Source organism: Rhodococcus sp. 06-1474-1B, assembly GCF_002258885.1.
GTDB lineage: Bacteria > Actinomycetota > Actinomycetes > Mycobacteriales > Mycobacteriaceae > Rhodococcoides > Rhodococcoides fascians.
In genome coordinates, this window is sequence record NZ_NOYR01000033.1 from 111917 (window position 1) to 138260 (window position 26344).

Annotated in this window: 22 protein-coding genes; 11 read left to right on the forward strand and 11 right to left on the reverse strand. The window is 64.8% G+C overall.

Features of this window, described 5'->3' with window-relative positions:
• Window positions 1–71: 71 nt before the first annotated feature.
• Window positions 72–872 (forward strand): alpha/beta fold hydrolase, encoded by an 801-nt coding sequence (locus CH266_RS21025; protein WP_032386559.1) that lies wholly within the window; start codon window positions 72–74, stop codon window positions 870–872.
• Window positions 872–2029 carry a PP2C family protein-serine/threonine phosphatase gene (locus CH266_RS21030; RefSeq protein ID WP_371828840.1) on the forward strand — a complete coding sequence of 386 codons (1158 nt, stop codon included), beginning with the start codon at window positions 872–874 and terminating at the stop codon, window positions 2027–2029. The genes CH266_RS21025 and CH266_RS21030 overlap by 1 nt, the downstream gene beginning before the upstream one ends.
• Here CH266_RS21030 and CH266_RS21035 read toward each other — a convergent pair.
• The 5 genes from CH266_RS21035 to CH266_RS21055 form a co-directional block, all read right to left on the reverse strand.
• On the reverse strand, window positions 2006–2365 hold the full coding sequence (locus tag CH266_RS21035) for an STAS domain-containing protein (RefSeq protein WP_032368699.1): 360 nt from the start codon (window positions 2363–2365) through the stop codon (window positions 2006–2008). The genes CH266_RS21030 and CH266_RS21035 overlap by 24 nt on opposite strands.
• Before the next feature lie 67 nt (window positions 2366–2432).
• Window positions 2433–3764 (reverse strand): MCE family protein, encoded by a 1332-nt coding sequence (locus CH266_RS21040; protein WP_032373529.1) that lies wholly within the window; start codon window positions 3762–3764, stop codon window positions 2433–2435.
• A 139-nt stretch (window positions 3765–3903) separates the two neighbouring features.
• On the reverse strand, window positions 3904–4359 hold the full coding sequence (locus CH266_RS21045) for a hypothetical protein (RefSeq protein ID WP_094716109.1): 456 nt from the start codon (window positions 4357–4359) through the stop codon (window positions 3904–3906).
• A 66-nt stretch (window positions 4360–4425) separates the two neighbouring features.
• On the reverse strand, window positions 4426–5472 hold the full coding sequence (locus tag CH266_RS21050; protein WP_255175983.1) for a DUF6745 domain-containing protein: 1047 nt from the start codon (window positions 5470–5472) through the stop codon (window positions 4426–4428).
• 342 nt (window positions 5473–5814) lie between these two features.
• Window positions 5815–6795, reverse strand: a complete 981-nt coding sequence (locus tag CH266_RS21055) for a sugar-binding transcriptional regulator (protein WP_217901014.1) — start codon at window positions 6793–6795, stop codon at window positions 5815–5817.
• A 122-nt stretch (window positions 6796–6917) separates the two neighbouring features.
• Here CH266_RS21055 and CH266_RS21060 point away from each other — a divergent pair, with 122 nt between their 5' ends.
• From CH266_RS21060 to CH266_RS26065, 5 genes are all read left to right on the forward strand, one after another.
• Entirely contained in the window at window positions 6918–7772 is an 855-nt protein-coding gene (locus tag CH266_RS21060; protein ID WP_027494674.1) for an MIP/aquaporin family protein, read from the forward strand.
• Entirely contained in the window at window positions 7769–9286 is a 1518-nt protein-coding gene (gene glpK / locus CH266_RS21065; protein ID WP_032367858.1) for a glycerol kinase GlpK, read from the forward strand. Before CH266_RS21060 ends, glpK begins: the two co-directional genes overlap by 4 nt.
• Window positions 9283–10989 (forward strand): glycerol-3-phosphate dehydrogenase/oxidase, encoded by a 1707-nt coding sequence (locus CH266_RS21070; RefSeq protein ID WP_094716110.1) that lies wholly within the window; start codon window positions 9283–9285, stop codon window positions 10987–10989. Before glpK ends, CH266_RS21070 begins: the two co-directional genes overlap by 4 nt.
• A gap of 169 nt (window positions 10990–11158) precedes the next feature.
• Entirely contained in the window at window positions 11159–12673 is a 1515-nt protein-coding gene (locus tag CH266_RS21075; RefSeq protein WP_094716111.1) for an alkaline phosphatase D family protein, read from the forward strand.
• 115 nt (window positions 12674–12788) lie between these two features.
• The gene (locus CH266_RS26065) at window positions 12789–12860 is read left to right on the forward strand and encodes a hypothetical protein (RefSeq protein WP_369597416.1); all 72 of its coding nucleotides are present in this window, start codon (window positions 12789–12791) and stop codon (window positions 12858–12860) included.
• Here the strand turns inward: CH266_RS26065 and glgX are convergent.
• Window positions 12851–14893 carry a glycogen debranching protein GlgX gene (gene glgX, locus CH266_RS21080; protein WP_094716112.1) on the reverse strand — a complete coding sequence of 681 codons (2043 nt, stop codon included), beginning with the start codon at window positions 14891–14893 and terminating at the stop codon, window positions 12851–12853. The genes CH266_RS26065 and glgX overlap by 10 nt on opposite strands.
• Before the next feature lie 122 nt (window positions 14894–15015).
• On the opposite strand from glgX, the gene CH266_RS21085 reads away from it, so the two are divergent.
• The gene (locus CH266_RS21085) at window positions 15016–17391 is read left to right on the forward strand and encodes an ATP-binding protein (protein WP_094716113.1); all 2376 of its coding nucleotides are present in this window, start codon (window positions 15016–15018) and stop codon (window positions 17389–17391) included.
• A gap of 8 nt (window positions 17392–17399) precedes the next feature.
• On the opposite strand, the gene CH266_RS21090 is transcribed toward CH266_RS21085, so the two are convergent.
• Window positions 17400–17786 carry a DUF5313 family protein gene (locus CH266_RS21090; RefSeq protein WP_032367853.1) on the reverse strand — a complete coding sequence of 129 codons (387 nt, stop codon included), beginning with the start codon at window positions 17784–17786 and terminating at the stop codon, window positions 17400–17402.
• The gene (locus CH266_RS21095; protein ID WP_027494667.1) at window positions 17783–18235 is read right to left on the reverse strand and encodes a MarR family winged helix-turn-helix transcriptional regulator; all 453 of its coding nucleotides are present in this window, start codon (window positions 18233–18235) and stop codon (window positions 17783–17785) included. The genes CH266_RS21090 and CH266_RS21095 overlap by 4 nt, the downstream gene beginning before the upstream one ends.
• Before the next feature lie 210 nt (window positions 18236–18445).
• Between CH266_RS21095 and CH266_RS21100 the strand changes: the two genes are divergently transcribed.
• Complete coding sequence (locus CH266_RS21100) at window positions 18446–19432, forward strand: alpha/beta hydrolase (RefSeq protein WP_032367851.1); 987 nt, start codon at window positions 18446–18448, stop codon at window positions 19430–19432.
• A 24-nt stretch (window positions 19433–19456) separates the two neighbouring features.
• Here the strand turns inward: CH266_RS21100 and hglS are convergent, their stop codons facing one another.
• Window positions 19457–20842 (reverse strand): 2-oxoadipate dioxygenase/decarboxylase, encoded by a 1386-nt coding sequence (gene hglS, locus CH266_RS21105; protein ID WP_441347067.1) that lies wholly within the window; start codon window positions 20840–20842, stop codon window positions 19457–19459.
• Window positions 20843–21026: 184 nt separating this feature from the next.
• Between hglS and styD the strand changes: the two genes are divergently transcribed.
• Window positions 21027–22511 carry a phenylacetaldehyde dehydrogenase StyD gene (styD, locus tag CH266_RS21110; protein WP_094716185.1) on the forward strand — a complete coding sequence of 495 codons (1485 nt, stop codon included), beginning with the start codon at window positions 21027–21029 and terminating at the stop codon, window positions 22509–22511.
• Between the two features lie 40 nt (window positions 22512–22551).
• Window positions 22552–24081, forward strand: coding sequence for a GMC family oxidoreductase (locus tag CH266_RS21115; protein ID WP_094716115.1), 1530 nt, complete (start codon window positions 22552–22554; stop codon window positions 24079–24081).
• A 30-nt stretch (window positions 24082–24111) separates the two neighbouring features.
• Here CH266_RS21115 and CH266_RS21120 read toward each other — a convergent pair whose 3' ends face one another.
• Together CH266_RS21120 and paaK are read right to left on the reverse strand one after the other, a co-directional pair.
• On the reverse strand, window positions 24112–25017 hold the full coding sequence (locus CH266_RS21120; protein ID WP_057472487.1) for a helix-turn-helix domain-containing protein: 906 nt from the start codon (window positions 25015–25017) through the stop codon (window positions 24112–24114).
• Window position 25018: 1 nt separating this feature from the next.
• Window positions 25019–26326 (reverse strand): phenylacetate--CoA ligase PaaK, encoded by a 1308-nt coding sequence (gene paaK / locus CH266_RS21125; protein WP_094716116.1) that lies wholly within the window; start codon window positions 26324–26326, stop codon window positions 25019–25021.
• Between the last annotated feature and the right edge of the window lie 18 nt (window positions 26327–26344).

Genomic DNA, 26344 nt, shown 5'->3' on the forward strand with positions numbered 1-26344 from the left:
GTAGACAGGGGTCATACCCTGTCCGGGCAGTCTCACTCCCCGCTTCCGGTACCGGATGACACACTGTGCAGGTGAGTGCGCGCGTCAGGAACAACGTGAAAGTCGTCGGAGCTGCCGACGGCCCGGTCGTGATGCTGGCGCACGGCTTCGGCTGCGACCAGACGTTGTGGCGAGGCGTCACCGAAATCCTGGCTTCGCGATTCCGGATCGTCCTGTTCGACCACGTGGGGGCCGGGGCAGCGGACCCGGCGGCCTGGGACGCCGAGAGATACGCCCACATGAGCACGTACGCCGCCGACATCGTCGAGATAGCGCAGGAACTCGACCTGACCGACGTCACGTTGGTCGGTCACTCGGTGGCGTCGATGATGGGGGTGCTGGCCGCCACCGCTGCGCCCGATCGATTCACCAAGCTGATTCTGCTGACTCCGTCTCCCCGGTACATCGACGACGGCGACTACCGCGGCGGCTTCAGTGCAGAGGACATCGACGAACTGCTCGAATCGCTGGACAGCAACTACCTCGGTTGGTCTGCATCGATGGCATCGGTGGTCGTGAACGCACCCGATCGACCGGAACTCGAGAACATGTGGACCGCGAGCGTGTGCCGAACCGATCCGGCGTGCGCACGGGTGTTCGCCCGCACCACCTTTCTGTCCGACAATCGGGCGGATCTGCCTGCAGTACCGGTGCCGACGTTGATCATCGACAGTGCGCGAGACTCGCTCGCACCGCCTCAGGTCGGCCGGTTCGTGCACGAACAGATCCCGGGGAGCGTCCGCATCACGCTCGACGTCAGTGGCCATTGCCCGCAGATCACCGCACCCGAACTGACGGCCGAGACCATCGCGGACTTCGTGAGACCGTCGTGATCGATGACCTCGATGTCGAGGACCTGTACGAGAATGCGCCATGCGGGTACCTGTCCGTGCGCCCCGACATGCGGATCGCGCGACTGAACTCGACGCTGGCAACCTGGCTGGGCTTCGAGGTCGACGCGCTGGTCGGCACCGATTTCGGGGAGCTGCTCACCGTCGGTGGACGGATTCACTACGAGACCCACTTCGGGCCGATGCTGTTGATGAACGGCAAGCTCGACGGCATTGCGCTGGACCTGGTGACGGCGGATCGCCGACGGCTGCCGGTGTTCATCACGGCGAACGTCAAGATCGACGCAGCGGGCCGGCCGGTACTGATCCGCATCACGGCGCTCGACGCTCGCGATCGCCGCACCTACGAGCGCGAATTGCTGCAATCACGCACGCGTGCAGAACTGTTGGCCAAGACGCTGCAGCGGTCGCTGTTGCCGCCTGCACTGCTACCGCCGTCGGGGATGACCGCCGCGGCGCACTACCGGGCAGCGTCCCGCGACGAGGTGGGTGGCGACTTCTACGACCTGTTTCCGTTGTCCGACGACTGCTGGGGCTTCTTTCTCGGCGACGTCTGTGGCAAAGGTGCATCGGCGGCCGCTGTGACGTCGCTGACGCGGTACACGTTGCGCGCGGCAGCGGTGTACGACGAGAACCCCGTCGCGGTGCTGCAGAATCTGGATTCTGTTCTGCGGCAAGAGTTTCGGGACGCCAATGCGCAGTTCTGCACCGCAGTCTTCGGCATTCTGAGCCGAACGGACACCGGATTCGAGGTATCGATGGCCAGTGGCGGGCACCCCCCACCGCTGGTCCTTCGTGCCGACGGAACCGCCCACTACGTGCCCATGACGGGCGGCCAGCTGATCGGAATACTTCGGCACGCTCGCTTCGTTCCGGCGACCGTCACGCTCGAAGCAGGGGACACCCTGATGCTCTACAGCGACGGTCTCACCGAAGCGCGAGTCGGCCGGGGCCGATACGACGACGACGGTGCTCTCCTGGAATTCGCGACGGCACACGCTCCGGCGACTCCGGCAGCCATCGTCGACGATCTGCGGTTGCTGCTGCGCAGTTTCGGCGACGGTCTGGCCGACGACGCCGCCGTCATGGCACTGGGCGTATCCCCGGCCCCCGACTCAGTCGAGGGCAGCGAGGGCTGACGGCAGGTCGGCGTGCAGGGTGAATTCCTGATCCAAGCCCATCAGTTTGATCGGCCGGCTGGTGGTCGGTCCGTCGGCGACGACCGAGAACGACAGGGAGTCTCCGTGATCCTGTTGCGCCGTCGCGAGAACGGTCATGGCCGCCGAGGCCAGAAACGACACTCCGCTCAGGTCGACGATCAGTGCAGCCGGGCCGGTCGCGGTCTGTGCGGTGATGGCCTCGGACAGTGCCGGAGCGGTGGTGACGTCGAGCTCGCCCGCTACCGAGATGACGGCCGCGCGCCCGTCGTTGGAGGACTGGATCGAGAATCCTGCGGCGTTCGTGTCGACTGGCATCTGTACTCCTGAATCGTTACCCGCCGCGCTCGTCGACGGGGGATGCGGACCATTCAATCAGGCGGTGTCAGCGGAGCGTGACCTGAGTTCCTCGAAGTGCAGGCGCGCCCACCGTGGTGGTCCAGGAGGGGACGGCCTCCGGTGCGATTCCGGTGGCACCGCCGTAGATGACGGCCAGGGTCTGCTGCTCGGTGACCGAGCCCGCGTACGACGCGGGAACAGGAGAGAGCTGCGGAGCCGAGAGCACCGGGATGTTCTGCTCGCCCGGGTTTCTGGTCGGTACCTGGTACGAGCCGTCGTTGGGTGACCCACCCGGGTACTGCGGGAAGTATTCGCCCGCATTGCGGTCGAGCGGGGTGTAGCAGCTCGGTCCGCGGGTCTGCTCGAACAGCCGTGGCTCGTCCTGGTTCGGCAGGTATCGACCCTTCGGATTGACGAACGGCATCGAGACGTTGATGCCGGGATACTCGTCGCCGACGCCGGTGACGATCCTGCCGCGTCGGGCCCCTTCGGCGAACTGCGCGACCGTGCAACCCAGGGCGGGGGAGAACTCGGCCAGCACTTCGAGTGCCTCGCGCGAATTCGCGGCGAGACCGATCAGCTGCGTCGAGTTCGCCTCGAGAAAGCCGGCCGTCGTGTTCGAGGCGGATGACACCGACGTGTACAGCGTCGCGAGCGCGGATTGCTTCTCGACGACGGTGTTGCCGGTGGTCCGCAGATTGTCGAGAGCGCTGACCAACTCGGGAGCTGCATCGGCGTAGGTCTGGGAGAAGTCCGCCAATCCGCGTAGGTCCTGCTGGATGGCGGGGAGTTCGGTGTTCAGTCCGGAGAAGATGTTCTCCAGCCGATCGATCGTCAGGCCCAGCTGTTCTCCGCGGCCGCTGAGCCCCTGTGCCAGTGCGCCGAGGGTGTTCGAGAGATCCTGTGGCGGCACGGCTTGGAGCAACGGCAGCAGGCCGTCGAGCAATTGCCCCACCTCGATGGCATTTCCGCTGCGATCCTGCTTCAGCACGGTGCCCTCGGTAATGGGCGAACCGGGCTTGCCGTCCGGCGGAATCAACGCGACGTACCGCTCACCGAAGAGAGTCTTGGGCAGCAGGCGAGCCGTGACGTTCGAGGGGATCATCGGCGCTTTGTCCGGCTCGATTGCCAGTTCCGAGGTGACGACGCCGTCGGTGGTCGTAGCCGATCGGACCTCGCCGACGATCATGCCGCGCACCTTGACGTCGGCATTGCGGGGCAGCGCGTTGCCGACGCTGTCGGTCTCGAGGGAGACGGTCACGACGTCGACGAACGTCTTGTTGTACGAGGTGACACTCCACCCGACGAACACCACGATGAGCACGACCAGTCCGATTCCGAGGAGACGGTTCTGCACCGGCGAAGGGGCGCCGGTCATGCGACGGTCTGTGCGACAACAGCAGTCATGACGCGAACCTTAGTGCTACATAGAGTCACACTTACTGCTCCGACGCCCCTTCTGAGATGCACCTATCAGTGCCCGGGTGATGCGATACAGATCACACGCAGTCGGTGTGTCAGTCTGCGATCAGTTGCGTCGACGAGAACCAGCCGTCTCCGCCGCGTTCGCGCTGACGACTGATGACGTATCGGCCGGGTGCGATTCCGGTGGCCCCGTGTTCGGGGTGAATGAGGTAGGCGGTCTCCGAGTTGCTCAGGATGCCCAGAGCGAGGCGTCGAACGTCGTGCACCGGACTCGACCACGTGCACCCGCGGCCGTCGGCGACGAGGCTGTGCGGATTGCCGCCCGCCGCACTGCGGAGGAGTTCGATGCCGGACAGCGGCACGGTCTCGTGTCGTGTCCGTTCGGTGGTGACGACGATGCCGTCGAGTACGGCGAGCGGGACGACGATCAGATCTCCCTGGGCCTGCGACCCGTTGACGACGGGCACCGATATCTCCTTGTCGAGGTAGTCGAAGACATCCAGACCGGTGCGGTCGGTGAGAGTGGACAGCGTGATGTTCGAGTTCATGGGGTCACCTGTGGGTAGTTGTGGGGTGGGTAGTTGTGGGGTGGTGCCGAATGGGGGTGCGGTGAGTCAGGTACGCCGGAGGAGCCGGGCGTAGTCGGCTCCGGCCAGACCGTAGGTCCAGCCTGCCGCGTCGATGGCGGAGGTGAAGGCGGCGGGGACCCGCAGGCCGTAGCGGCGCCGTCGACCGTCGCGTTCACGAGAACCGTTGACGGCGAGCAGAATTCGTCCCCCGTCCTGCCAGCCCTCCGGTGCTGCGTACAGCTCCAGGGTGCAGCCCGGGTTCCCCGGATCGTGGCCGGTGTCGACGAGTCGTAGGCCCGCCTGCTCCAGATAGGTGTCCCAGCCGATCCGTTCGATGGCGCTTCGTCGCACTTCGACGTTGCGTTCGACGGTGATGCGGTCGACCGTCGGGTCGCGGATGACCCAGCTCGGAACGACGGTGCCGCTCAGTACGTGGACCGCGCTGCCGTCGGCGAACTCCACGGCCGGCCCGTCCGAATTATGCAGTCGCACTTCACCGTGCGGCGAATCGGGCAACGGTTCGACGTGTACGGCGGTGGGCCGTTCGGCCATCACTGCGATGTTCTCGAACGCCCACCACCACCCCGTCGACTCGATGAGGGCGGTTTGGACGTCGAGTAGTTCGACGTCTTCTATAGAAAACCGTGCGAGGCGGTGGCGACGGAAAGCGTCGTAGTAGGCGACGCGATGGGCTTCTTGTTGGCCGTACCAGGTGATGGAGCCGAACGGGCGGGGAGTGGTCGTGCGGATGGCAGTGGCAATTCCGTCGAACAGGCTGGTGTGCAACGACGCACGGACGGTCCGGTCGATGATGGGATCCGGGCTGATCCCGGCGAGGGCCGCCTCGATCGGGGTACCGCGGGCGACGATGCCGCGGGCTCGAAAGTCGTTGCTGCCGTTGGTTGTGCTCCACCGGTCTTCCCGAGGCCATTCGATGTGGCGGCGCTCGATGATGCGGTCCATGCGGTGCCGGGAGTCGGACAACATGGTGGCGATCTCGGCGTCCACCTCGGTGCCGGCGGTGGATATCGACGGTGTTCTCGCCAAGTGTCTGCCGGCGATGAAGGTCGCTGCAGCCCGAGGCGACGGCACCCAATGGAACTCGGGCTCGTCGAACCCGGCAGATCGCTACAGTTGTGCCACAGCATGTTCCGCGATAGATCTGTCGGCTGGGCCGGCTTTCAGTCCGTAATCGAGCCACCGGTCGCGTTGCGCACAGACCGCGCGGATGTCTTCGGCGTAGGAATCGAGATCTTCGGAGAATGTGCCTCGACGGGGGAATGTCGACGGCATCGGCACGGCGCTCACTTCGGTGAGGCGGTGTCCGCCTTTCCTGTTGTCATGAACCAAGAGTGACACGAGATTCGGCCGAGCGCAAGGGTTGCCCACGTGCGCGGAAGTTCGTAGCAGGGGTCGAGTTTCCACTCACATGGGTCAGCGCGAGCGCAACACCAATTTCGCGGCGCTGATGTCGTCGATCACCAGATCGGTGATCAGGCCACCGCGCAGTGCGGCGGTGAGGGCGTCGAGTTTGGACTCTCCCGCCACGATGGCGACTCTGCGCGGCACGGCCTTGAGTCGGTCAAGGCTCGGCCCACTCGATCTGTCGTTCAACGCAATTCGGTTGTAGCTGCCGTCGGATCGGAGGAACACCGTGGCGATGTCGCCGACGACGCCGTCACGTTGCAGCTCGGCTCTGTCGTCGCGTTCGAGATAGCCGGCGCTGTAGACGTGACTCGGAACGGCTCCACTCATGACGCCGATGCTGAAGACGGCGAGGTTCATGCGATCCTGAAGTTCGAGCACGCGCCTGATGCTGCGCTCGCGCCACAGGTGCTGCCTCGTTTCCGGATAGTCGAAGAATGCCGGGACCGGAAATCCCTGTGCCGCAGCCCCGTACGCGTCGGCGAACGTCCGGATGATGTCGGTGGCATACGAGACCCCCGTGGTGCGCATGTTGGCTGCCCCGTTCAGTTGCACCACGCTCGAGTTGTGGGTCCGTTTGGGGGCGAGCTTGCGGCTGACGGCGCTGACGGTGGTTCCCCAGGCGACGCCCATCACCATGTCCGACTCGAAGAACGACGTCAGCAGTCGGCCGGCGAAGGTCGCGACCCGATCGAGACGCTGCAGTTCGTCGACCGTCTCCGCGACCGGCACCACGTGTGCACGAATGTCGTACAGATCGGCGAATGCACGCTCGATCCGCGGTGCCTGACCGAGAGGGGTGGAGATCTTGATTTCCACCAGTCCCGACGCCCGCGCGAACGTGATGAGTCGTGAGACTGTCGAACGAGATACGCCCAGCTCACGGCCGATCGCCGCCATCGTCATGTCCTGGAAGTAGTACAGCCGCGCGGCCTGGGTGGCATGGCCGGTCCGCAGGTCGGATTCGGGAGTGATGCCGGTGTCCGTCACCGGCACCAGTGTACGACCGAATTGCACATATGTGCATCAGCTGTGAAACGCAGTGCAGGCCGTCTACCGTGGCAAATGGCACGCAATGTGGCGTGTATCACTGACTGTGTGGAGGCTGGAAGATGGCACGTAAGGAACCGGAATGGGGGCTACCGGCGCACATGGCCGCGGAGTTCGCCGGAACCATGATTCTCATTCTGTTCGGTGTCGGCGTCGTCGCTCAGGTGGTCTCGGGTGGTGAGTCCGGCAGCCTCGGCGGCCACGACTCGATCGCCTGGGCGTGGGGGCTGGGCGTGATGTTCGGTATCTATGTCGCGGGCCGTATCACCGGCGCGCACCTCAATCCCGCGGTGACCATCACGTTCGCACTCTTCCGAGGATTCAGCTGGAAGATGGTTGCGCCGTACATTCTCGCGCAGACCGCAGGTGCCTTCGTGGCCGCGCTGCTGGTGCGCTGGAACTACAACGACATGATCAACGCGGTCGACCCAGGGCACACCACCGCCACCCAGACCATCTTCTCGACACTGCCCGGTAACGGGACACTGCCGGTGAGTGTGTCCTCGGCGCTGATCGACCAGATCATCGGTACCGCCATTCTGCTGTTCCTCATCGTGGCCGTGACCGATTCGCTCGGTACCGCACCGATGGCCAACATGGCTCCCCTGATCGTGGGCCTCATCGTCGTCGCCATCGGATTCGCCTGGGCCACCAACGCCGGCTACGCGATCAACCCGGCTCGAGATTTCGGACCTCGCCTGGCGTCGTACATCACGGGCTACGGTGGAGCGTGGCGAGATCAATACGGCGGCCTGTACTTCTGGGTGCCGATCGTCGGACCTCTCGTAGGTGGACCGATAGGAGTGTTCCTGTACGACCTGTTGATCGGGAAGAACCTACGCAAACAAGAAGGTTCGACGCCCGAGCCGCCATCACGACTCCCAGCAGACACCCAGACCACAGGAGAGAAGCCATGACCGAGTTCGCAGGAAAGTACGTCGCCGCGATCGATCAGGGAACTACGTCCTCACGCTGCATGATCTTCGATCACGCGGGCACCGTCGTCGCCGTCGATCAGAAGGAACACCAGCAGATCTTCCCGCAGGCCGGTTGGGTCGAGCACGACGCGTCGGAGATCTGGGACAACGTGCGCGCCGTCGCGGCCGGTGCCATGGCCGCAGCGGATCTGACGCGCGAGGACATCGCCGCAGTAGGTATCACCAACCAGCGTGAGACGGCGCTGGTGTGGGACCGCGAGACGGGCAAGCCGATCTACAACGCCATCGTCTGGCAGGACACCCGTACCGATCGCATCGCGACCGCACTCGGCGGCGGCGATGCCAACAAGTACACCGCCAAGACCGGTCTGCCGTTGGCCACCTACTTCTCCGGGCCGAAGATCAAGTGGATTCTCGACAACGTCGACGGTGCACGGGCCAAAGCCGAAGCGGGAGAGCTGTGTTTCGGCAACATGGACACCTGGGTGCTGTGGAACATGACCGGCGGAACCGACGGCGGATTGCACTACACCGATCCGACCAACGCCTCGCGCACGCTGTTGATGGATCTCGACACCCTGCAGTGGGACGAGGGCATCTGCGCCGACATGGGCATTCCGATGTCGATGCTGCCCGAGATCAGGTCGAGTTCCGAGGTGTACGGCACCGGCCGTGAACGCGGACCGTTCCGCGGTGTGCCGATCTCCGGCATCCTGGGCGACCAGCAGGCGGCCACCTTCGGCCAGGCCTGCCTGTCGCCCGGTGAGGCCAAGAACACCTACGGCACAGGCAATTTCGTGCTGCTCAACACCGGCACCGAGAAGGTCATGAGCAAGAACGGCCTGCTCACCACCGTCTGCTACAAGATCGGCGACCAGCCGACGGTGTACGCGCTCGAAGGCTCGATCGCGGTGACGGGTTCGCTCGTGCAGTGGCTGCGGGACAACCTCGGCATGATCTCCTCGGCTGCGGACATCGAGACCGACGCGCGGTCGGTGGACGACAACGGCGGCGCGTACTTCGTGCCCGCGTTCTCGGGTCTGTTCGCTCCGCACTGGCGTGCCGATGCGCGCGGTGCCATCGTGGGATTGACGCGGTTCGTCAACAAGGGCCACCTGGCCCGTGCCGTGCTCGAAGCCACTGCGTACCAGACGCGTGAGGTCATCGAGGCCATGAACGCCGACTCCGGCGTCGACCTCGAGGTGCTCAAGGTCGACGGCGGAATGGTCGTCAACGAACTGTTGATGCAGTTCCAGTCCGACATCCTGAACGTCGACGTGGTGCGGCCCGTCGTAGCCGAAACCACCGCTCTCGGAGCGGCATACGCGGCAGGCCTCGCCGTCGGGTACTGGGCGAGCGAGGACGACATTCGCCAGAACTGGGCCGAGGACAAGACATGGACACCGTCCATGGACGAAGACCAGCGGGCAAAGCTGTACGCCGGCTGGAAGAAGGCAGTGACACGTACTCTCGATTGGGTTGATGAAGAATGAGTTCCACCACAACGGCTTTGAGTCCAACCGCGCGCGCCGAGGCGATCGCACGGATGGAAGCCGAAGAGCTGGACATCCTGGTGATCGGCGGCGGCGTCGTCGGCGCGGGAACGGCTCTCGACGCGGTGACGCGTGGTCTGAAGGTCGGACTGCTCGAAGCACGCGACTATGCGGCCGGCACGTCCAGTCGCTCGAGCAAGCTGTTCCACGGCGGTCTGCGGTACCTCGAACAGTTCAACTTCTCGCTGGTGTTCGAGGCCCTCAAAGAGCGCTCGCTCGTGCTGAACACGTTGTGCCCGCACCTCGCTCGGCCGGTCCCGTTCATCTATCCGCTCGAGAAGGTGATCGACCGTCCGTACGTGGGGCTCGGCATCGGCGTGTACGACGTCATGGGTGCCGGACGCGGCGTACCGAGTCATCACAAGCATCTCGGTAAGAAGAAGACGCTCGAATCCTTCCCCTCCGGCAAGCGGTCGGCGATTCGCGGTGCGGTGAAGTTCTACGAGGGCCAGGTCGACGACGCTCGGCACACGATGATGATTGCGCGGACCGCAGCCGCCTATGGTGCGTTGTGCGCCAACAGCACTCGCGTCACGGGCTTCCTTCGCGAGGACGACAAGGTCGTCGGAGTCGTGGCGAGCGATCTGGAAACGGGTCGTTCGTTCGAGGTGCGTGCCAAGCAGGTCATCAACGCCGCGGGTGTGTGGACCGACGAGTTCCAGCAGATGGTCGGCGGGCGTGGGCAGTTCCAGGTTCGCGCATCCAAGGGCGTGCACCTGGTGGTGCCCCGCAACCGCATCAACAGCGCCACGGGCATCATCACGCGCACCGAGAAGAGCCTGCTCTTCGTCATCCCGTGGGGGAGCCATTGGATCATCGGCACCACCGATACCGACTGGAAACTTGATCTCGCTCACCCGGCCGCGAGCCAGAGCGACATCGACTACATCCTGGGGCACGTGAACAAGCTGCTGGCCGATCCACTGGACCGCGCCGACGTCGTCGGGGTCTACGCAGGTCTGCGGCCGTTGCTGTTCGGAGAATCCGACTCCACCAGCACGCTCTCCCGCGAGCATGCGGTGTCCAGCCCGGTGCGAGGACTGACCGTCATCGCCGGTGGCAAGTACACTACCTACCGCGTGATGGCCAAGGACGCAGTGGATGCCGCGGTGCACGGGCTCGAACGCACAGTGCCCAAGTGTGTCACCGAGAACATCCCGCTCGTCGGGGCCGACGGCTACCTCGGGGCGTACAACTCCCGCAATCTGACGGCCGAACTCACCGGCATGCGGGTCTCACGCGTCGAGCATCTGTTGGGTCGGTACGGCACCCTGATGGGTGAGGTGCTGGATCTGATCGACGCCGATCCCGAACTCGGGAAGCCTCTCGACAGCGCACCGGAGTACCTCAAGGCAGAGGTCGTCTATGCCGCGAGTCACGAAGGCGCGCAGCATCTCGAGGACATCCTGACCCGGCGCACCCGCATCTCCATCGAGGTTCCCGATCGTGGTGAAGCGGCAGCCGAGGAAGTGGCTCGGCTGGTGGCTCCGATTCTGGGCTGGGACGATCAGCACCGGGCCGAGGAGATCGAGCACTACCGTCTTCGTGTTCTGGCAGAACGGGATTCACAGCAACAGCCCGACGACGAGACCGCCGACGCGGCCAGGCTCGGGGCACCGGACGTGCGCGCCGGGGTGAGCTGACCCCTCACAGCGGTTCGGTGAGGTAGCGCCGCAGGGTCGGGATCGGTGGTTGTGTTTTCCGATCCTGCGGCTGCGTTCCTCGTCGCACGGTACGACGCGCTTGTGGCGGAAATCGTCTGTCTTCCTGAGCGCTACGAGCCGTTCATGTCGATGCTGGACGGTGGAGGGCATGCAGCTCACCCGTCGATCCCTCCTCAGATATGCCGCTCTCGGTGCCGCTGCCACGCCTGTCCTGGCGTGCAGCCCGGCGTTGGTTCGCACCCGGCCGATGCTGACACACGGCGTCGCCAGCGGTGATGTGCGTGCCGACGGAGCGCTGGTGTGGGCACGTTCCGATATTCCGGCGACGATGATCGTCGATACGTCCGCGACGGACTCGTTCTCCTCGGTGAGGACGATGCGCGGGCCACTGCTGACCCCGCAGTCGGACGGCACGGGAGTGCTGCGCCTGACCGGATTGCCTGCGGGACAGAAGGTTCATTATCGGGTCACGCTCGAGGGCGAGGACGGCGCGACGTCGGAACCCGTCACCGGAATGTTCTCCACAGCTCCTGACGGCCCATCCGACATCCGCCTGTTGTGGGGTGGCGACACCGCAGGCCAGGGTTACGGCATCAACCCCGACATCGGCGGTATGACCATCTTCTCGGCGATGGCCGACAGGCAGCCGGATCTGTTCCTGCACAGCGGCGATGTCATCTATGCGGACGGCCCGCTCGAGGAGCGCGTGACACTTCCCGACGGTCGAATCTGGCGAAACACCATGAGCGAGGCCAAGTCCAAGGTCGCCGAGACGCTCGACGAGTACCGCGGCCAGTACGCCTACAATCTCACCGACGACAACTACCGCCGCTTCAATTCGTCTGTCGCCCAGATGGTCCAGTGGGACGATCACGAAACCGTCAACAACTGGTACCCCGGTGAGATCCTCGACCTGGAGCAATACACGGTGAAGGATGTGGACCTGCTGTCGCAGAGAGCGTTGCAGGCGTTTCACGAGTGGTTGCCCATCGCGCCCACAGAAGCCGTCGACGGCCGGGTGTACCGCAAGATCGCCTACGGGCCGCTGCTCGACGTCTTCGTCCTCGACATGCGCACGTACAAGGATGCGAACGGTGCGAACACCGCTGCGTCAGGGGAGATCCTCGGCTCGGCGCAGCGTCAGTGGTTGATCGACGAGCTGTCCCGCTCCACCGCGACGTGGAAGATCATCGCGAACGACCTGCCCCTCGGACTCGTCGTTCCTGATGGGAAGGTCGCGCAGGAAGGCGTCGGCAACGGCGACCCCGGTGCGCCGTTGGGCCGTGAGACCGACATTGCGCAGGTGCTCACCGCGATCGACCGGAACGACGTCACCGGCACCGTCTGGCTCACCGCCGACGTGCATTACACAGCAGCGCATCACTATTCGCCGGAGCGCGCGGCCTACCAGGAATTTCGCGAGTTCTGGGAATTCGTCAGCGGGCCGCTCAACGCCGGCGCATTTGGCCCCAACGTCTTGGACGGCACGTTCGGCCCGGAGGCAGTGTTCGTGCACGCGCCACCGGAGCCGAATGCGTCGCCACTCGACGCGTTTCAGCATTTCGGTGAGGTGCTCATCGACGGGGACTCGCGCGATCTGACCGTCAACCTCTGCGACGCGACCGGGGCCGTGCTGTTCACGAAGGTACTGCCTGCCGCCTGATCGCTCGGGCCCGTCGATTCGTCGGGGTCAGGTCGGCGAAAACGACTGCACTCGAACGGACATCGTCCGCCGTACCGACAGCGGCCCCGCCGTCCTCGTCCGGCCCGACGGATACATCGCGTGGGCCGGACGCTCCGAATCGGAGGAGTGGCTACAGATACTCGAACAATGGACCGATCAGCCCTGAAGCAACGTGAACGAATGCTCGCGAATCAGAATGGACGGTCCGCCCGCCTCGTACGCCTGATCCGGATCACTCGACGTCGACTGACTCCACTTGCCCTCCGGCAGCGTGAATTCGACTGTCGCAGGTGAGGCGTTGACCATCCAGGCGAACGCAGCGTCTCCCTCGCCCGCACGCATCAGGATGAGAATGCTGTGTGCGTTGCCGTCCGACCAATCCTCGTCGACCAGTTTCTGACCGTCGGCGCGGTAGAAGTCGACCGTATCGGGTCCTGCCCCGTCCTCCTCGGAATCGCTGTCGTGCCGGAACCAGGTGGGACGCAACGCCGGATGCTCGTCGCGCAGCGAGATCAAATGGGTGGTGAAGTCGACGAGATCCTGATCGACCGTGCTCCAGTCGAACCAGGAGACCTCGTTGTCCTGGCAGTACGCGTTGTTGTTGCCGTTCTGCGTTCGGCCCAGTTCGTCGCCGCCGAGGATCATCGGGACGCCGGCCGAAAGGAGCAGTGTGGCAAGGTGATTACGCTGCTGGCGGGCGCGGAGTGCGTTGACGCCCTCGTCGTCGGTCGGGCCCTCGGCGCCACATCCCCACGAACGATTGTCGGATTCGCCGTCCTGGCTGTCCTCGCCGTTCTCCTCGTTGTGCTTCTCGTCGTAGGAGTTGAGGTCGGCCAGGGTGAAGCCGTCGTGGGCGGTGATGAAGTTGACACTCGCCAACGTCGGGCGCCGGGTGCTCTCGTACACGTCGGGGCTGCCGGTGACACGTTGCGCCAGAGCGGACAACGCGCCGTCCTCGCCGCGCCAGAAGTCACGAACGTCGTCGCGGAACTTACCGTTCCACTCCGACCACCGGGCCGGGAACCCGCCCACCTGGTAGCCCTGGGTGTCCCAGGGCTCGGCGATGAGTTTGACCGGCGCGAGCGTCGGATCCTGGTGTACGAGATCGAGGAACGCGCTGTGGACGTCGAGGCCGGAGTCCTGACGGGTCAGGGTGCTCGCGAGATCGAAACGGAATCCGTCGACGTGCATCTCCGTGACCCAGTACCGCAGCGAGTCCATGATCAGGCCCAGCGCCGCGGGATGTCCGACGTTGAGGCTGTTGCCGGTGCCCGTGGTGTCGTAGTAGGCGCTGCGGTCGTCGTCGACGAGTCGGTAGTGCGAGCCGTTGTCGATTCCTTTGAGCGACAACGTCGGTCCCAGGTGGTTGCCCTCGGCTGTGTGGTTGTAGACGACGTCGAGGATGACCTCGATACCGGCCTCGTGCATCGCCTTGACCAGTGCCTTGAATTCGTCCACCTGACCGCCGGTGTCGCCGGTGCTGGCGTACTCGTTGTGCGGGGCGAAGAAGCCGATGGAGTTGTAGCCCCAGTAGTTTCGGCGGCCCTCTTCGAGCAGGTGTGAGTCCTGGACGAACTGATGAATGGGCAACAGCTCCACTGCAGTGACGCCGATACGCTTCAAGTGCGCGATCGCGGCGGGGTGGGCCAGCCCGGCGTATGTTCCTCGAATGTCCTCGGGAACATCGGGATTGGTGGCAGTGAAGCCCTTCACGTGGACCTCGTAGACGACGGTCCGGTCCAGTGGAGTGCGCGGTGCCTCGTCGCCGGTCCAATCGAAGTTCGATTGCACTGCAACGGAATACGGCATGTGCGGTGCGGAGTCCTCGTCGTTGCGGGTCTCCGGCTCTGCATGCAGATGCGAGAACACCGACTCGTTCCAGTCGACCTGGCCGGTGATGGCCGTGGCGTACGGGTCGAGCAGTAGCTTCGCCGGGTTGTGGCGCAGTCCCGAGGCGGGATCCCACGGGCCGTCGACGCGGAGACCGTATCGCGTTCCCGGGGTGACGTCGGGCACCAGATCGTGGAAGACGTGACCGGTGCGAAGTGCCAACGGCGTTGTACTGCGCTCTGTTCCATCTTCGTTCATCACGACGACGGACACCGAGTCGGCTGTTTCGGAGTAGACGGCGAGGTTGGCTCCGTCGTCGGACAGACGCGAGACGCCCAGGGGATACGGGAGACTGGATGAGGTGGGCATGAGCGGCCGATTACCCCCGGCGCAGGTGAGCGAAACGCTTGCCCACCTGGCGCTCGGATAGAATCGACGAGGAGATTGCGCCCGTCCTTGACCTACGGCCGCATGTGACTAAGGACGAGGCCATGAATCCCGCAGTACCCGATCCCGGTTCGGCTCGGCTCGACGAGCTGTTTCCCGGTGACAATGCCACCGAGGCTCGGTTTCGCGAGCTGGATTGGAGCTCCACGGAGCTGGGATCGGTGGAGCAATGGCCGTACGAATTGATCGCGGCCATCCGCACGGTCATGCCGTCGACCATTCCGATGTTGATCTGGTGGGGGCCGCGCCTGGTCCAGATCTTCAACCACTCGTACACCGATTTTCTCGGTGACAAGTTTCCCGCCGCCGCAGCGCAGCCGGCCAGGGACTGCTGGGCAGAGATCTGGGACGAGATCGGCGCATTGGCTCATCAGGTCGTCGACGGCGGCACTGCGGTGCACGGTGCTCGCCAACGGTTCATGATGAATCGGTACGGGTTCCTCGAAGAGACGTACTGGACCTTCTCGTACAGTCCGATTCACGGTCCCGAGCGCGCGGTCCTCGGCGTGTTCGTCGCGACGTCGGAGGTTACCCAGCAGCTCCTCGGCGAACGCCGCATGCAGGCGTTGCTGAGCCTGGGCACGCTGACGGGCAACGACACCGACGGTGCCGTGGACGTCTGCCGTGCGGCAGTGGGTGTGCTCGCGGCCGAAGCATCGGAGTTTCCCCTCGTCGCCGGTTACCTCCGCGAAGATCTGAATGCGGACGGCCCGGTGGAGTGTGTCATGACCGGCGGCGACGCCGGGTACCAGGCTGCGACGTGGGAGTGCGCCGACATCTCTCGAGTTGCCGACGGTACGGTCACCTGCGCGACCGTGCAGGTGGACGGCAACGTTCCGCAGGCCGTCGTCGTGCCGTTGACGATGGCCGGTCGGGTGCAGCCGGTCGGGGCGTTGTTGATCGGAGTGAGCAGCCATCGGGTGATCGACGATGCCTTCACCTCGTTCTGCGTCGTCGTCGCCGAACGCCTGTCCACCGCACTGACGGCCTCGCACGCGTTCGAGATGGAGCGCAGCCGGGTGGCGGCCTTGGCCGACGCCGATGCTGCGAAGACTCGGCTGCTCGAGAACGTCGGGCATGAATTCCGCACCCCGCTGACGCTGCTGACGGGCCCGCTCGATTCGGTACGCGAGAACGCTGCTTCGGTGCTGGATGCGAACGACCGCGAATCACTCGACGTCGTTCATCGCGCGTCGATGCGGCTGCGCAGGTTGGTGGACGACCTGCTCGACATCGTCAATGCCGAGGCCGGCCGACTCGTCTCTCGACCCGAGCCGGTGAACCTCGGCTTGGTGACACGCGATTGCGCGACGATGTTCTCGGCCGTCGCGTCGGCGCAGGGGCTCGAGCTCGTCGTGGATGCGGCCGAGGACGTCGTGGTCCTGACCGACGCCGAAATGTGGTCGAAGGTGGTATTCAACCTCGTCGCCAACGCCGTCAAGTACACCCCGGCCGGACGGGTGTCGGTTCGTCTGGTCGCGGACGAGACCACCCTTCGGCTCGTGGTCGCAGACACCGGACTGGGAATTCCGGCCGAGGACCTGCCTCGAATCTTCGACCGGTTCCACCGCGTCGAGAGAGAAGGCGCGCACAGCATCGAAGGGTCCGGAATCGGGCTTGCCCTGGTGACGGACTTGCTGACCGCCTTGAACGGGCGCATCGACGTCGACAGCGACGTGGGCCGGGGGACTACCTTCACCGTGCAGGTGCCGCGGTTGCCCGCAGAAGCTGCCGCTGTCGATCGACCCGGCGCTCCGGCCGATCCGATCTCGGCGATCTTCCCCTCGATCGAGCCCGTTCCCGAGACGTCCGATCGCGCCGACGTCCTGCTCGTCGAGGACAACGTCGACATGCGCAACTACCTCGCGCGCCTGCTGACCGACGAAGGGTGGTCCGTCTCGACAGCGGGGGACATCGAGACCGCTCTCGATCGTGCCCGGACGATGCTGCCGGGTCTTGTGCTCTCCGACGTCATGCTGCCGGGGCGCAGTGGTCTGGATCTGGTGGACGACATCCGCGGCGACGCCGACTTGAGACGAGTACCGGTCATCTTGCTGACCGCTCGTGCGGGAACTGACTTTGTGCTCGACGGACTCGGACGCGGTGCCGACGATTACATCGTCAAGCCGTTCCACGACCGAGAACTCGTCGCGCGCGTTCGCGTGCACCTCGAACTGTCACGGATGCGCGAGCAGCTGATCGCGGAGAGCGGCAATCAGGCCGCGACATTGCGTACGGCGCTCGAGACCCGCGGCACGATCGGCCGAGCCGTCGGCATCCTCATGTCGGTGTATCGGATCGACGCGGACGCCGCGTTCACGCAATTGACCGAACTCTCACAGAACACCAACCGCAAGACGCGGGATCTGGCCGTCATGATCGCCGACGACTTCACCGCCGGCCTCGCCCGCGAGCACTGACCGGCCGGTCAGTGGTTGCGGCGGTAGTTCTCGCGTTCGCGTTCGAGTTCCGCCGTCTTCTTCTCGCTCTTCAGATCGGCGGGCAGTCCGTGAATCTCGAGACGACGAGCGCGGTTCTGGTCCATGTATGCGGCGGTGTAGAACAGCGCGAGCAGCAGGGCCAACAGGACCATCGAGGCACGTAACCAGATCGCGCCGGGAAAGAGCACGAAGAACCCGATGAAGATGGGCAGGAACGGGATCATCGAGCGCAGGATGTGACGCGGTGTCGCGCCGGGGCCGACGAGGTCGCGTCGAACCCAATCCTGCATCGAGTCGGGGAGTTTGCGGCCCAGGACGGCGTAGCCCAACCATTGGCCGGCGTTCGGACGGGTGCGCTGGGGTCGTGCGCTCATGTCAGTGCTCCTGCTGCGATCGCCGCGTCGTTGACGCGAGTGAGGACGCGGCGCAACTGCTCCAGTTCGTCGAGTGACGCACCGAGTCTCGCCACGACCGCGGATGGAATCTTTTCGGCTTCGGCGCGGAGAGCGGCTCCGGCGGGGGTGAGGGATACGAGCAGAATGCGCTCGTCTTCCGTGCTGCGTGTGCGGGTGAGCAGGCCCATCGATTCCAGGCGCTTCAGCAGCGGGGACAGGGTGGGCGAGTCGAGTTGCAGCGCTGAGCCGATCGCTTTGACCGACATCGGCGACTCGCCCCACAAGGCCAACATCACCAGATACTGCGGATGGGTCAGGCCCATCGGTTCGAGCAACGGCCGATACACCGACAGCACAGCCCGGTTGGTGACGGCCAGGGCGAAGCAGACCTGGCGATCGAGCGCGAGTGGATCCTCGGTGGTGGTCACGGTGGCCAGAGTAGCAGAATTGATTAGTGCACGAATTGTTCGTGTACGACTCGAATGGTGAAAAAGGGCGGAGGTTCAGGTTCGCCACCTCGATCGGGTATCGAGTCTGCGACAGTGGTGAAAGTTTGCCCACAACGTGTTACCGGGCGCGCAATTGTGCAATGCTGCACCTCGATTCACCCTTACCGTGATAATCCCGAGAGGATCGCCATGCGTCGCCGACGCATCTCCACCACTGTCTTCGTCGCAGCGTTGTCCCTGTCGATCGCCTCGGGAGGTATCGCATCCGCCGAGCCGGCTGCGCCCTCCGCCCGCATCGTCGACACCGTCCTGACATCCGACACGCTGCGCACGCTGAAGGTCGACTCACCCGCTATGGGGGCCGTCGTCGAAGTGCAGGTGCTCACGCCCGCGGTGAAGACCGGACCGCGTCCGACGCTGTACATGCTCAGCGGCATCGGCGAAGAGGATCCGCACAACAGCATGTGGTTGCGAAAGGGGCAGGCAGCGGAGTTCTTCGCCGACAAGAACGTCAACGTCGTCCTGCCGTTGGCCGGGCCAGGCAGCTTCTACACCGACTGGCAGCGCGACGACCCGAAACTCGGCCGGTACCAGTGGGAAACGTTTCTCACCGAGGAACTACCTCCGCTGATCGACGCGGCCGTGGACGGCAACGGCCGCAACGCGATCGCGGGACTGTCGATGGGCGCACAATCGGCGATGATGCTCGCCGCACGTAACCCGGACGTGTACTCCGGCGTGGCGTCGTACAGCGGCTGCTTCGCGTCCGCCGAGCCGTTGGGCCAGGCCAGTATTCGAGCCATCGTCGCAGCTTTCGGCGGCAATGCCGACAACATGTGGGGCGGACCCTTCGATCCTGCGTGGGCCGAACATGATTCGGTGGCCAATGCCGAAAGTCTGCGCGGTACCGATGTCTACGTGTCGGTGGGAACCGGAGCACCCGGACGACACGAAAGCTTCGACACTGCAGCGGGATGGGACAGGGTGGTGGTCGGTGGCCTCATCGAGGTCGGGTCCAACTACTGCACACACCGACTCGCGGATCGGCTCGGCCAGTTGAACATCCCTGCAACGTTCGACTTCACCGAGACCGGAACACACTCGTGGCCGTACTGGGTGGAGCAACTGCCGAAGAGCTGGCCGACCCTCGCCGGATCTCTCGGTATCTCGGGCTGACGCTCGGTATCTCGGGCCGATTGCTCAGTGGGTCCATGGGCAGTCGAGAGGCTTCGTCAGGCCGAGGTGCTTCTCGACCCGCGCCACCGACTCGTCTCGGAGGCGGCCGTAGATCCGGTACGGGTCGTGCAGGGTCCGTCCCAGAACGCTTTCCATCGCCTCCGCATCGAAGGCTGCCGCGGTGTTGTCGGAATTGCGGGTGCCGTCGGATTCGAGATTGGACCTGAAGATGCCAGCCGCCGACTTGGGCAGGAAGTCCTCGTACACGATCGGGTCGGCCGCGAGAACACCCGACCTGACCAGATCGACGAGGCCACCGTCCCGGTCTGCAGCGGACGGGTTGGTCCCAGTGACTCGAAAGGTGAAGTAGGCGAGGTCTTCTGCCATCCACAGTGTCTCGTCGTCCGGCACCAGCGACGACCACAGTGCGGACGCGTCCTCGGGTTCCTCGGTATCGAGTCGATCCAGATACTCGTCGTAGCGACGTCGTCCGAGTGCGGTAGCTGCCGCGCCCCTGGCTTCGACCTCGCCGAACCGCACCCGTAGATGACCGGGTTCGACGTTGCCGTTCTCGTCGAGAAACATCCGCTGCTCGTCCAGCGCTCGGAACGACGTCTGGCGCAACAACAACCCAGGACCGGACGTACGAGGAGGCCCCTGGATGGTGTCGATCATTGCCACCCCGCGCTCTCCCATACGGCGATGCAGAAGATCGATGTCCAGAACCCTCGGTGTCAGGTGGTTGATGTGGGTGGAGGAGACACCACCGATGTCGGCGGCTACCGCCGAGACTGCCTCGAGTTCGCGATACCACGCCCTGTCGACAGGGTCGGTCGACAACGCGAACGCCGCCGTCGCGAGGTCCAGAAAGGTAGCGGACTCCTCCGCTGCGAGGCCGTTGTCCCTCTCACACGTGGCTGCCAGCTCGAGCAGTAGCGGAGGGAACAGCGTTCTGCGGTCGAGGAATTCCGTCAGGCGACGGCCGAGATCCGGATCGAAGAACCGTCGATCCGACGCCACCAGCATCGAGGTGAAGATCCGGAACGGGTTGATCGCCAGCTCGGCCGGATCGATCGGCCGGAACGCTGTCGACACCACCGGAATCGAACTCAACGCAGTGTCACGCAGATCGTAGAAACCCACCGGATACATGCCCATGGCACCGAATATCATTGCCACCTGCGACATCTCACGTGCATTGCCGACACGAATCGCCCCGTGTCGCTCGGCGGTGACGCGATCGATGGAGCCGAAACGTTCCGCATCGGCACCGCTGGTGCGCATCGTCTCGGCATTGATCGACGCGGTGACGTCCAACAGCGTCGTGTACGCGGGAACCTCCCGCCCGTACAGAGCCGACAGACGAAGGGCGAACAGCGCTCGCAATTGCGTCGGTGTCACGTTCACCACCTCATACTGCGCCTTTCCGTGCCGGCACGGAACCCGTTCGGCTGTCTGCTGCACTCTCGCGATTGTGCGCATCTACCGCACAATGTGTGCGCGATCACACAAGACCGGCACGTTCGCCCGGGCGCAGTCTGGAGCAGGCATGCGAGAGGTGCCTGCACACGGCACCGAGAAGGAGCGAAAACACATGACCGCAGTACAGGAATCGGCCGCACCGTCGCTGCCGACCGGCACCGCCACCGAGCTCTACATCGCGGGGCATTGGCACGGTGCATCCGACGGAGGCACCTTCACCGACTTGAACCCGACCACCGAACAGCCCCTGGCCGAGATTGCCGCAGCCACCGCGTCGGACGTCGATGCAGCGGTGCGTGCGGCCCGTGCCCAGCTCGGTGGTGAGTGGGGCGCAACGCCAGGAGCGGTCCGGGGCCAGCTGCTCAATCGGGTGGCCGATCTGATCGAGCGGGACGGCGACCTTCTCGCTCGACTCGAAGCCCTCGACGTCGGCAAGCCGGTGGGTCAGCCCGCGATGCTCGACATCCCCAATGCTGCAGCCACTTTCCGGCACTTCGCGGGCTGGGCCGACAAGATCACCGGCAGCTCCATCCCCACTGCGGGCTACTTCGGGCAGCCGACGCACTCGTACACCGTTCGCGAACCCGTCGGCGTCATCGGCATGATCGTTCCCTGGAACACTCCGCTGATGATTGCGGCGTGGAAGCTTGCTCCCGCTCTGGCCGCGGGGAACACCGTCGTCGTCAAGCCGCCGGAGGACGCGCCACTGTCCATCCTGCATCTGGCTCGACTGATCGACGAGGCAGGCGTACCTGCCGGAGTGGTCAATGTTGTTCCAGGACTGGGCGAAGTGACGGGCGATGCCTTGGTCGGCCATCCGGACGTCGACAAGATCAGCTTCACCGGCAGCCCCCGGGTCGGCAAGCTCATCGCGAAGAAGGCCGCCGACACGTTCAAGCGGACGACGCTCGAACTCGGCGGCAAGTCCCCGCAGATCATTCTCGAGGATGCGGATCTCGACGCGGCGATCAACGGAACCGCGATGGGACTGTTCTTCAACCAGGGCCAGGTGTGTGCGGCCGGAACCCGAGTGCTGGTGCATCGCTCGCTGTACTCACAGGTGGTGGACGGATTGGCCGCCGCGGCCTCGGCTCAGGTGCTGGGCGATCCGTTCGATCCGTCGACGACGATGGGTGCCCTCGTCAACGCGACGCAGCGTGACAGCGTGCTGGGGTACATCGAGGCCGGACGCGACGGTGGGGCCCGAGTCGCAGCCGGTGGCGGACGTCCCGACGGCGCCGGCTATTTCGTCCAGCCGACGATCTTCGCCGATGCCGACAACGGCATGAAGATCGCCCAGGAGGAGATTTTCGGACCGGTCGGAACGGTGATTCCGTTCGATACGGCCGACGAGGCGATCTCCATTGCCAACGACACCGTGTACGGCTTGGCCGCTTCGATCTGGACCCGCGACGTGTCGAGGGCGCACATACTGGCCGGGCAGGTCCGTTCCGGCGCGGTGTGGGTGAACGGCTGGGCTGCAATCGATCCCGCTCTCCCCTGGGGCGGCATGAAGTCCAGTGGCACGGGCCGGGAACTCGGGTGGGCCGGTATCGAGGCCAACACCGAAGAGAAGGTTGTCACCGTAGTTCTGTAGCCCGACTCCCTCGTGCAGCAACGAAACAGCAAGGACTGACATGCCGAAGAAATCGACCGACTACGTCGTCGTCGGAGCAGGATCAGCAGGAAGCGTCATCGTGAGGAGGCTCCTCGACGCAGGCCACACCGTCCACGTCATCGAGGCCGGTCCCGTGGACACCGATCCGGCGATCCATTCACCGCAGGGCTGGCCGACGCTGTTGGGTGGCACGCAGGATTGGGGACTGTTCACCACCCCGCAGAAGCACGCCAACGATCGGCGAATCTTCTGGCCACGCGGACGCGTCCTCGGTGGCAGCTCGTCCCTCAACGGAATGATCTACGTACGTGGGCATTCCAGCGATTACGACGGGTGGGCATCGGCCAGCGGTGACGCCGGATGGTCGTGGGAGAACGTGCTGCCGCTGTTCAAGCGTTCGGAGTCACACGAACTCGGTGCCAACGAGTTCCACGGCGGCGACGGGCCACTGCCGGTGTCGATCATGGGTACCCCGCACCCCTTGGCGGCGGCGTTCGTCGACGCGGCCGTCGAACATGGTCACAAACTGATCGACGACTTCAACGCCGACGAGATGGTGGGTGCCGGCTACAACCACACCACCACGCGCGACGGTGAGCGGATGAGCGCCTGGAAGAGCTTCGTCGGCCCGGTGCTCGACAATCCCGACTTGACGGTGACCACCGGTGCTCTCGTGCACCGAGTGGTGCTCGAGAACGGCCGAGCGGTGGGCATCGAATACAGCCGCGGAGATGGCGAGCTGGAGCGAGCGTTCGCCGGTCACGAGGTCATCCTGTGCGGCGGAGCCCTCGGCTCTCCGAAGACCCTGCTGCTCAGTGGAATCGGGCCGTCCAGACATTTGGCTGAATTGGGAATCGACACCGTCGTCGACCTGCCGGGCGTCGGCGAGAACCTGCACGACCATTTGCTGCTCAGCAACATCTACGAGTCCCTCGAGCCGCTCGCAGCCGGTACCAACAACCTGCTCGAAGCGCAGCTGTACGCCCGCAGTACCGGATGGGCCGGCGCTGCACCCGATCTGCAGCCCCTGTTCATGCACATCCCCTACCCCGCCGACGGATACCCGGTGCCCGAGAACGGCTACACGATCGCTCCGGGAATCGTGGCTCCGCGTTCACGCGGCACGCTGCGATTGGCGTCCTCGGATCCGAATGAACTGCCGCTGGCGGATCCGAACATCCTGGCCGATCCGTACGACCTCGAAGCGATGGTCGACGCGGTGGAGATCTGCCGGGAGATCGGTGCCTCCGATGTCTTCGCGCCGTGGCGTAAAGCAGAGGTGGTACCGGGACCGAGCGCCCGCACCCGCGACGACCTGCGGGCGTACGTCCGACAGACTGCCGGTACATACCACCACCAGGTCGGCACCTGCAAGATGGGAGCCGAGTCGGACTCCGATGCCGTTGTTGGAGCGGACCTTCGGGTCCGCGGGGTCGATGGATTGCGCGTGGCGGACGCGTCGATCATGCCCACGGTGCCGTCGGGCAACACCAACGCGCCGTCCATCATGGTCGGTGAGCGGGCCTCGGATCTGATCCTCGGAAAGTAGTTCGTGGTCGGGTGAGGGCGGCGTGCGCTCTCACCCGGCGCGATACTCCCGCGGAGACATGCCGTACGTCTCCTTGAACAGCTTCGAGAAGTTCGAGGAATCGATCAAACCGTGACGCGCACAGACGGTTCCGATACTGTCTGCGGCGAAACGAGGGTCACGCAGGTCGCGGTGGCACCTCTCCAGTCGCCTGGATCTGATCCAGCCGGCCACCGTGCGACCGTCCTGCTCGAAGAGCTTCTGCAAGTAGCGCGTCGAAATATGCAGGTGCGCAGCGAGTGACGCCGTGGACAGTGTTGGATCGGACAGCTGAGATTCGACGAGACTCTTGGCCTCGATCAGGAGTGTGGATCCCGGCGCATCGTGGGGAGCCGCGTCGTCGAGAGCGGCGCAGAGCAAATCGAGGACGGCGTTCTCGAGCATCGGTGTCGTCGGCAATGTGCCGTCGGCGGCGTTGCGACGCAAATTGAACAGGAACGGCGACACCAGCGCGCCGACGCCGTGATCGCCCTCGATGCGACGCGCGGCAACTGTCGTCAAGTCACGGGAATCGATGCGGAGCGCGTCGCGTGGAAACATCACCACGAACATCTCGAAGTCCCCGGCGAAGTGCAGATCGTATGGGGCACTGGTGTCGTAGACCGCGAAGTCGCCAGGATGGAGCACGGCCTCGCGCTCGTTCTGGACGATCGTGCCGCACCCCGTCAGTTGCAGACCCACCTTGATCAATCCGGGGTCGGACCGCCGGATGGTCGCGCGTGTGCGCCTGACGTCGACCTCCCGGCCGGTCACCTCGCTCAGTTGCAGCGCCCCGAGCGTCGACGACACCAGCGTGCCCTGGAACGACGACGGCCCGGTGGACACAGCGTCGAGCGGCACGAACGCCGTGGAGACGTTCTCGCGCCATTGCTCGAAATCCTGTGCCACCGGGCTCATGTCATACGGTCGGACGGTTGTCGATCAGACGGCGGGCCTTACCGATGGAACGCTCGAGGGCCGCCGGTGCAACGACGTCGACCGCGACGCTGACGCCGATCCGGTCCTTGACCAGCTTCTTCAGCGTTGCTGCGGCAATCGGATGCGTGTCGAGCGCGGCATCGGGTCGGGCTTCGACGAGGACGGTCAGTGAGTCCATGCGTCCGGCACGCTCGAGCACACACTGGAACTGCGGTGCCAGAACGGGAACCGTCAAGATCAGCTCCTCGATCTGCGTCGGGAAGAGATTGACCCCGCGCAGAATGATCATGTCGTCGGTGCGGCCGGTGACCTTATGCATCCGACGCATCGTGCGAGCCGTGCCTGGCAGCAGTCGCGTCAGGTCGCGGGTGCGGTAGCGGATGATCGGCATCGCTTCCTTGGACAAGGACGTGAACACCAATTCACCCTCCTCGCCGTCGGGCAGAACCTCGCCGGTCACCGGGTCGATGACCTCCGGGTAGAAATGATCCTCCCAGATGTGGAGTCCGTCCTTGGTTTCGACGCATTCCATCGCGACGCCCGGTCCCATGACCTCGGACAGGCCGTAGATGTCGACGGCGTCCATGTCGAGAGTCTTCTCGATCTCCTTGCGCATCTCCTCGGTCCAGGGCTCCGCGCCGAAGACTCCGGTTTTCAGCGAGGTTTTCGCCGGATCGATGCCCTTCTTGACCATCGCGTCGACGATCGTGAGCATGTACGACGGCGTGACCATGATGGCGTCGGGCTCGAAGTCCTCGATGAGCTGAATCTGACGATCGGTCATACCGCCGGACATCGGAATAACGGTGCAGCCCAGTCGTTCTGCGCCGTAGTGCGCGCCGAGTCCGCCGGTGAAGAGGCCGTAGCCGTAGGCGACGTGCACCTTGTCCGAGGGCTTGACGCCACCGGCCCGGAGACTGCGGGCGATCAGGTCGGCCCAGTTGCTGATGTCGTTCGCGGTGTACCCCACCACTGTCGGCCTACCCGTGGTGCCCGAGGACGCATGGATGCGTGAGACCTTGTCCTGCGGAACCGCGAACATCCCGAACGGGTAGTTCTCCCGCAGGTCCTTCTTGGCGGTGAACGGGAACTTCGCCAGATCCGACAGGTCTTTCAGATCGGTCGGATGCACCCCGGCGTCGTCGAATGCTTTCGTGTAGTGCGGAACGTTGTCGTACGCGTGCTGCAGCGACCATCGCAGGCGCTCCAACTGCAGCGTGGAAATGCGGTCCCGAGAGGCGAACTCGATGTCGGGGGTATCGGTGGGGGCGGACAGCACACTGGTCATGATCGGTCTCTCGTGGTC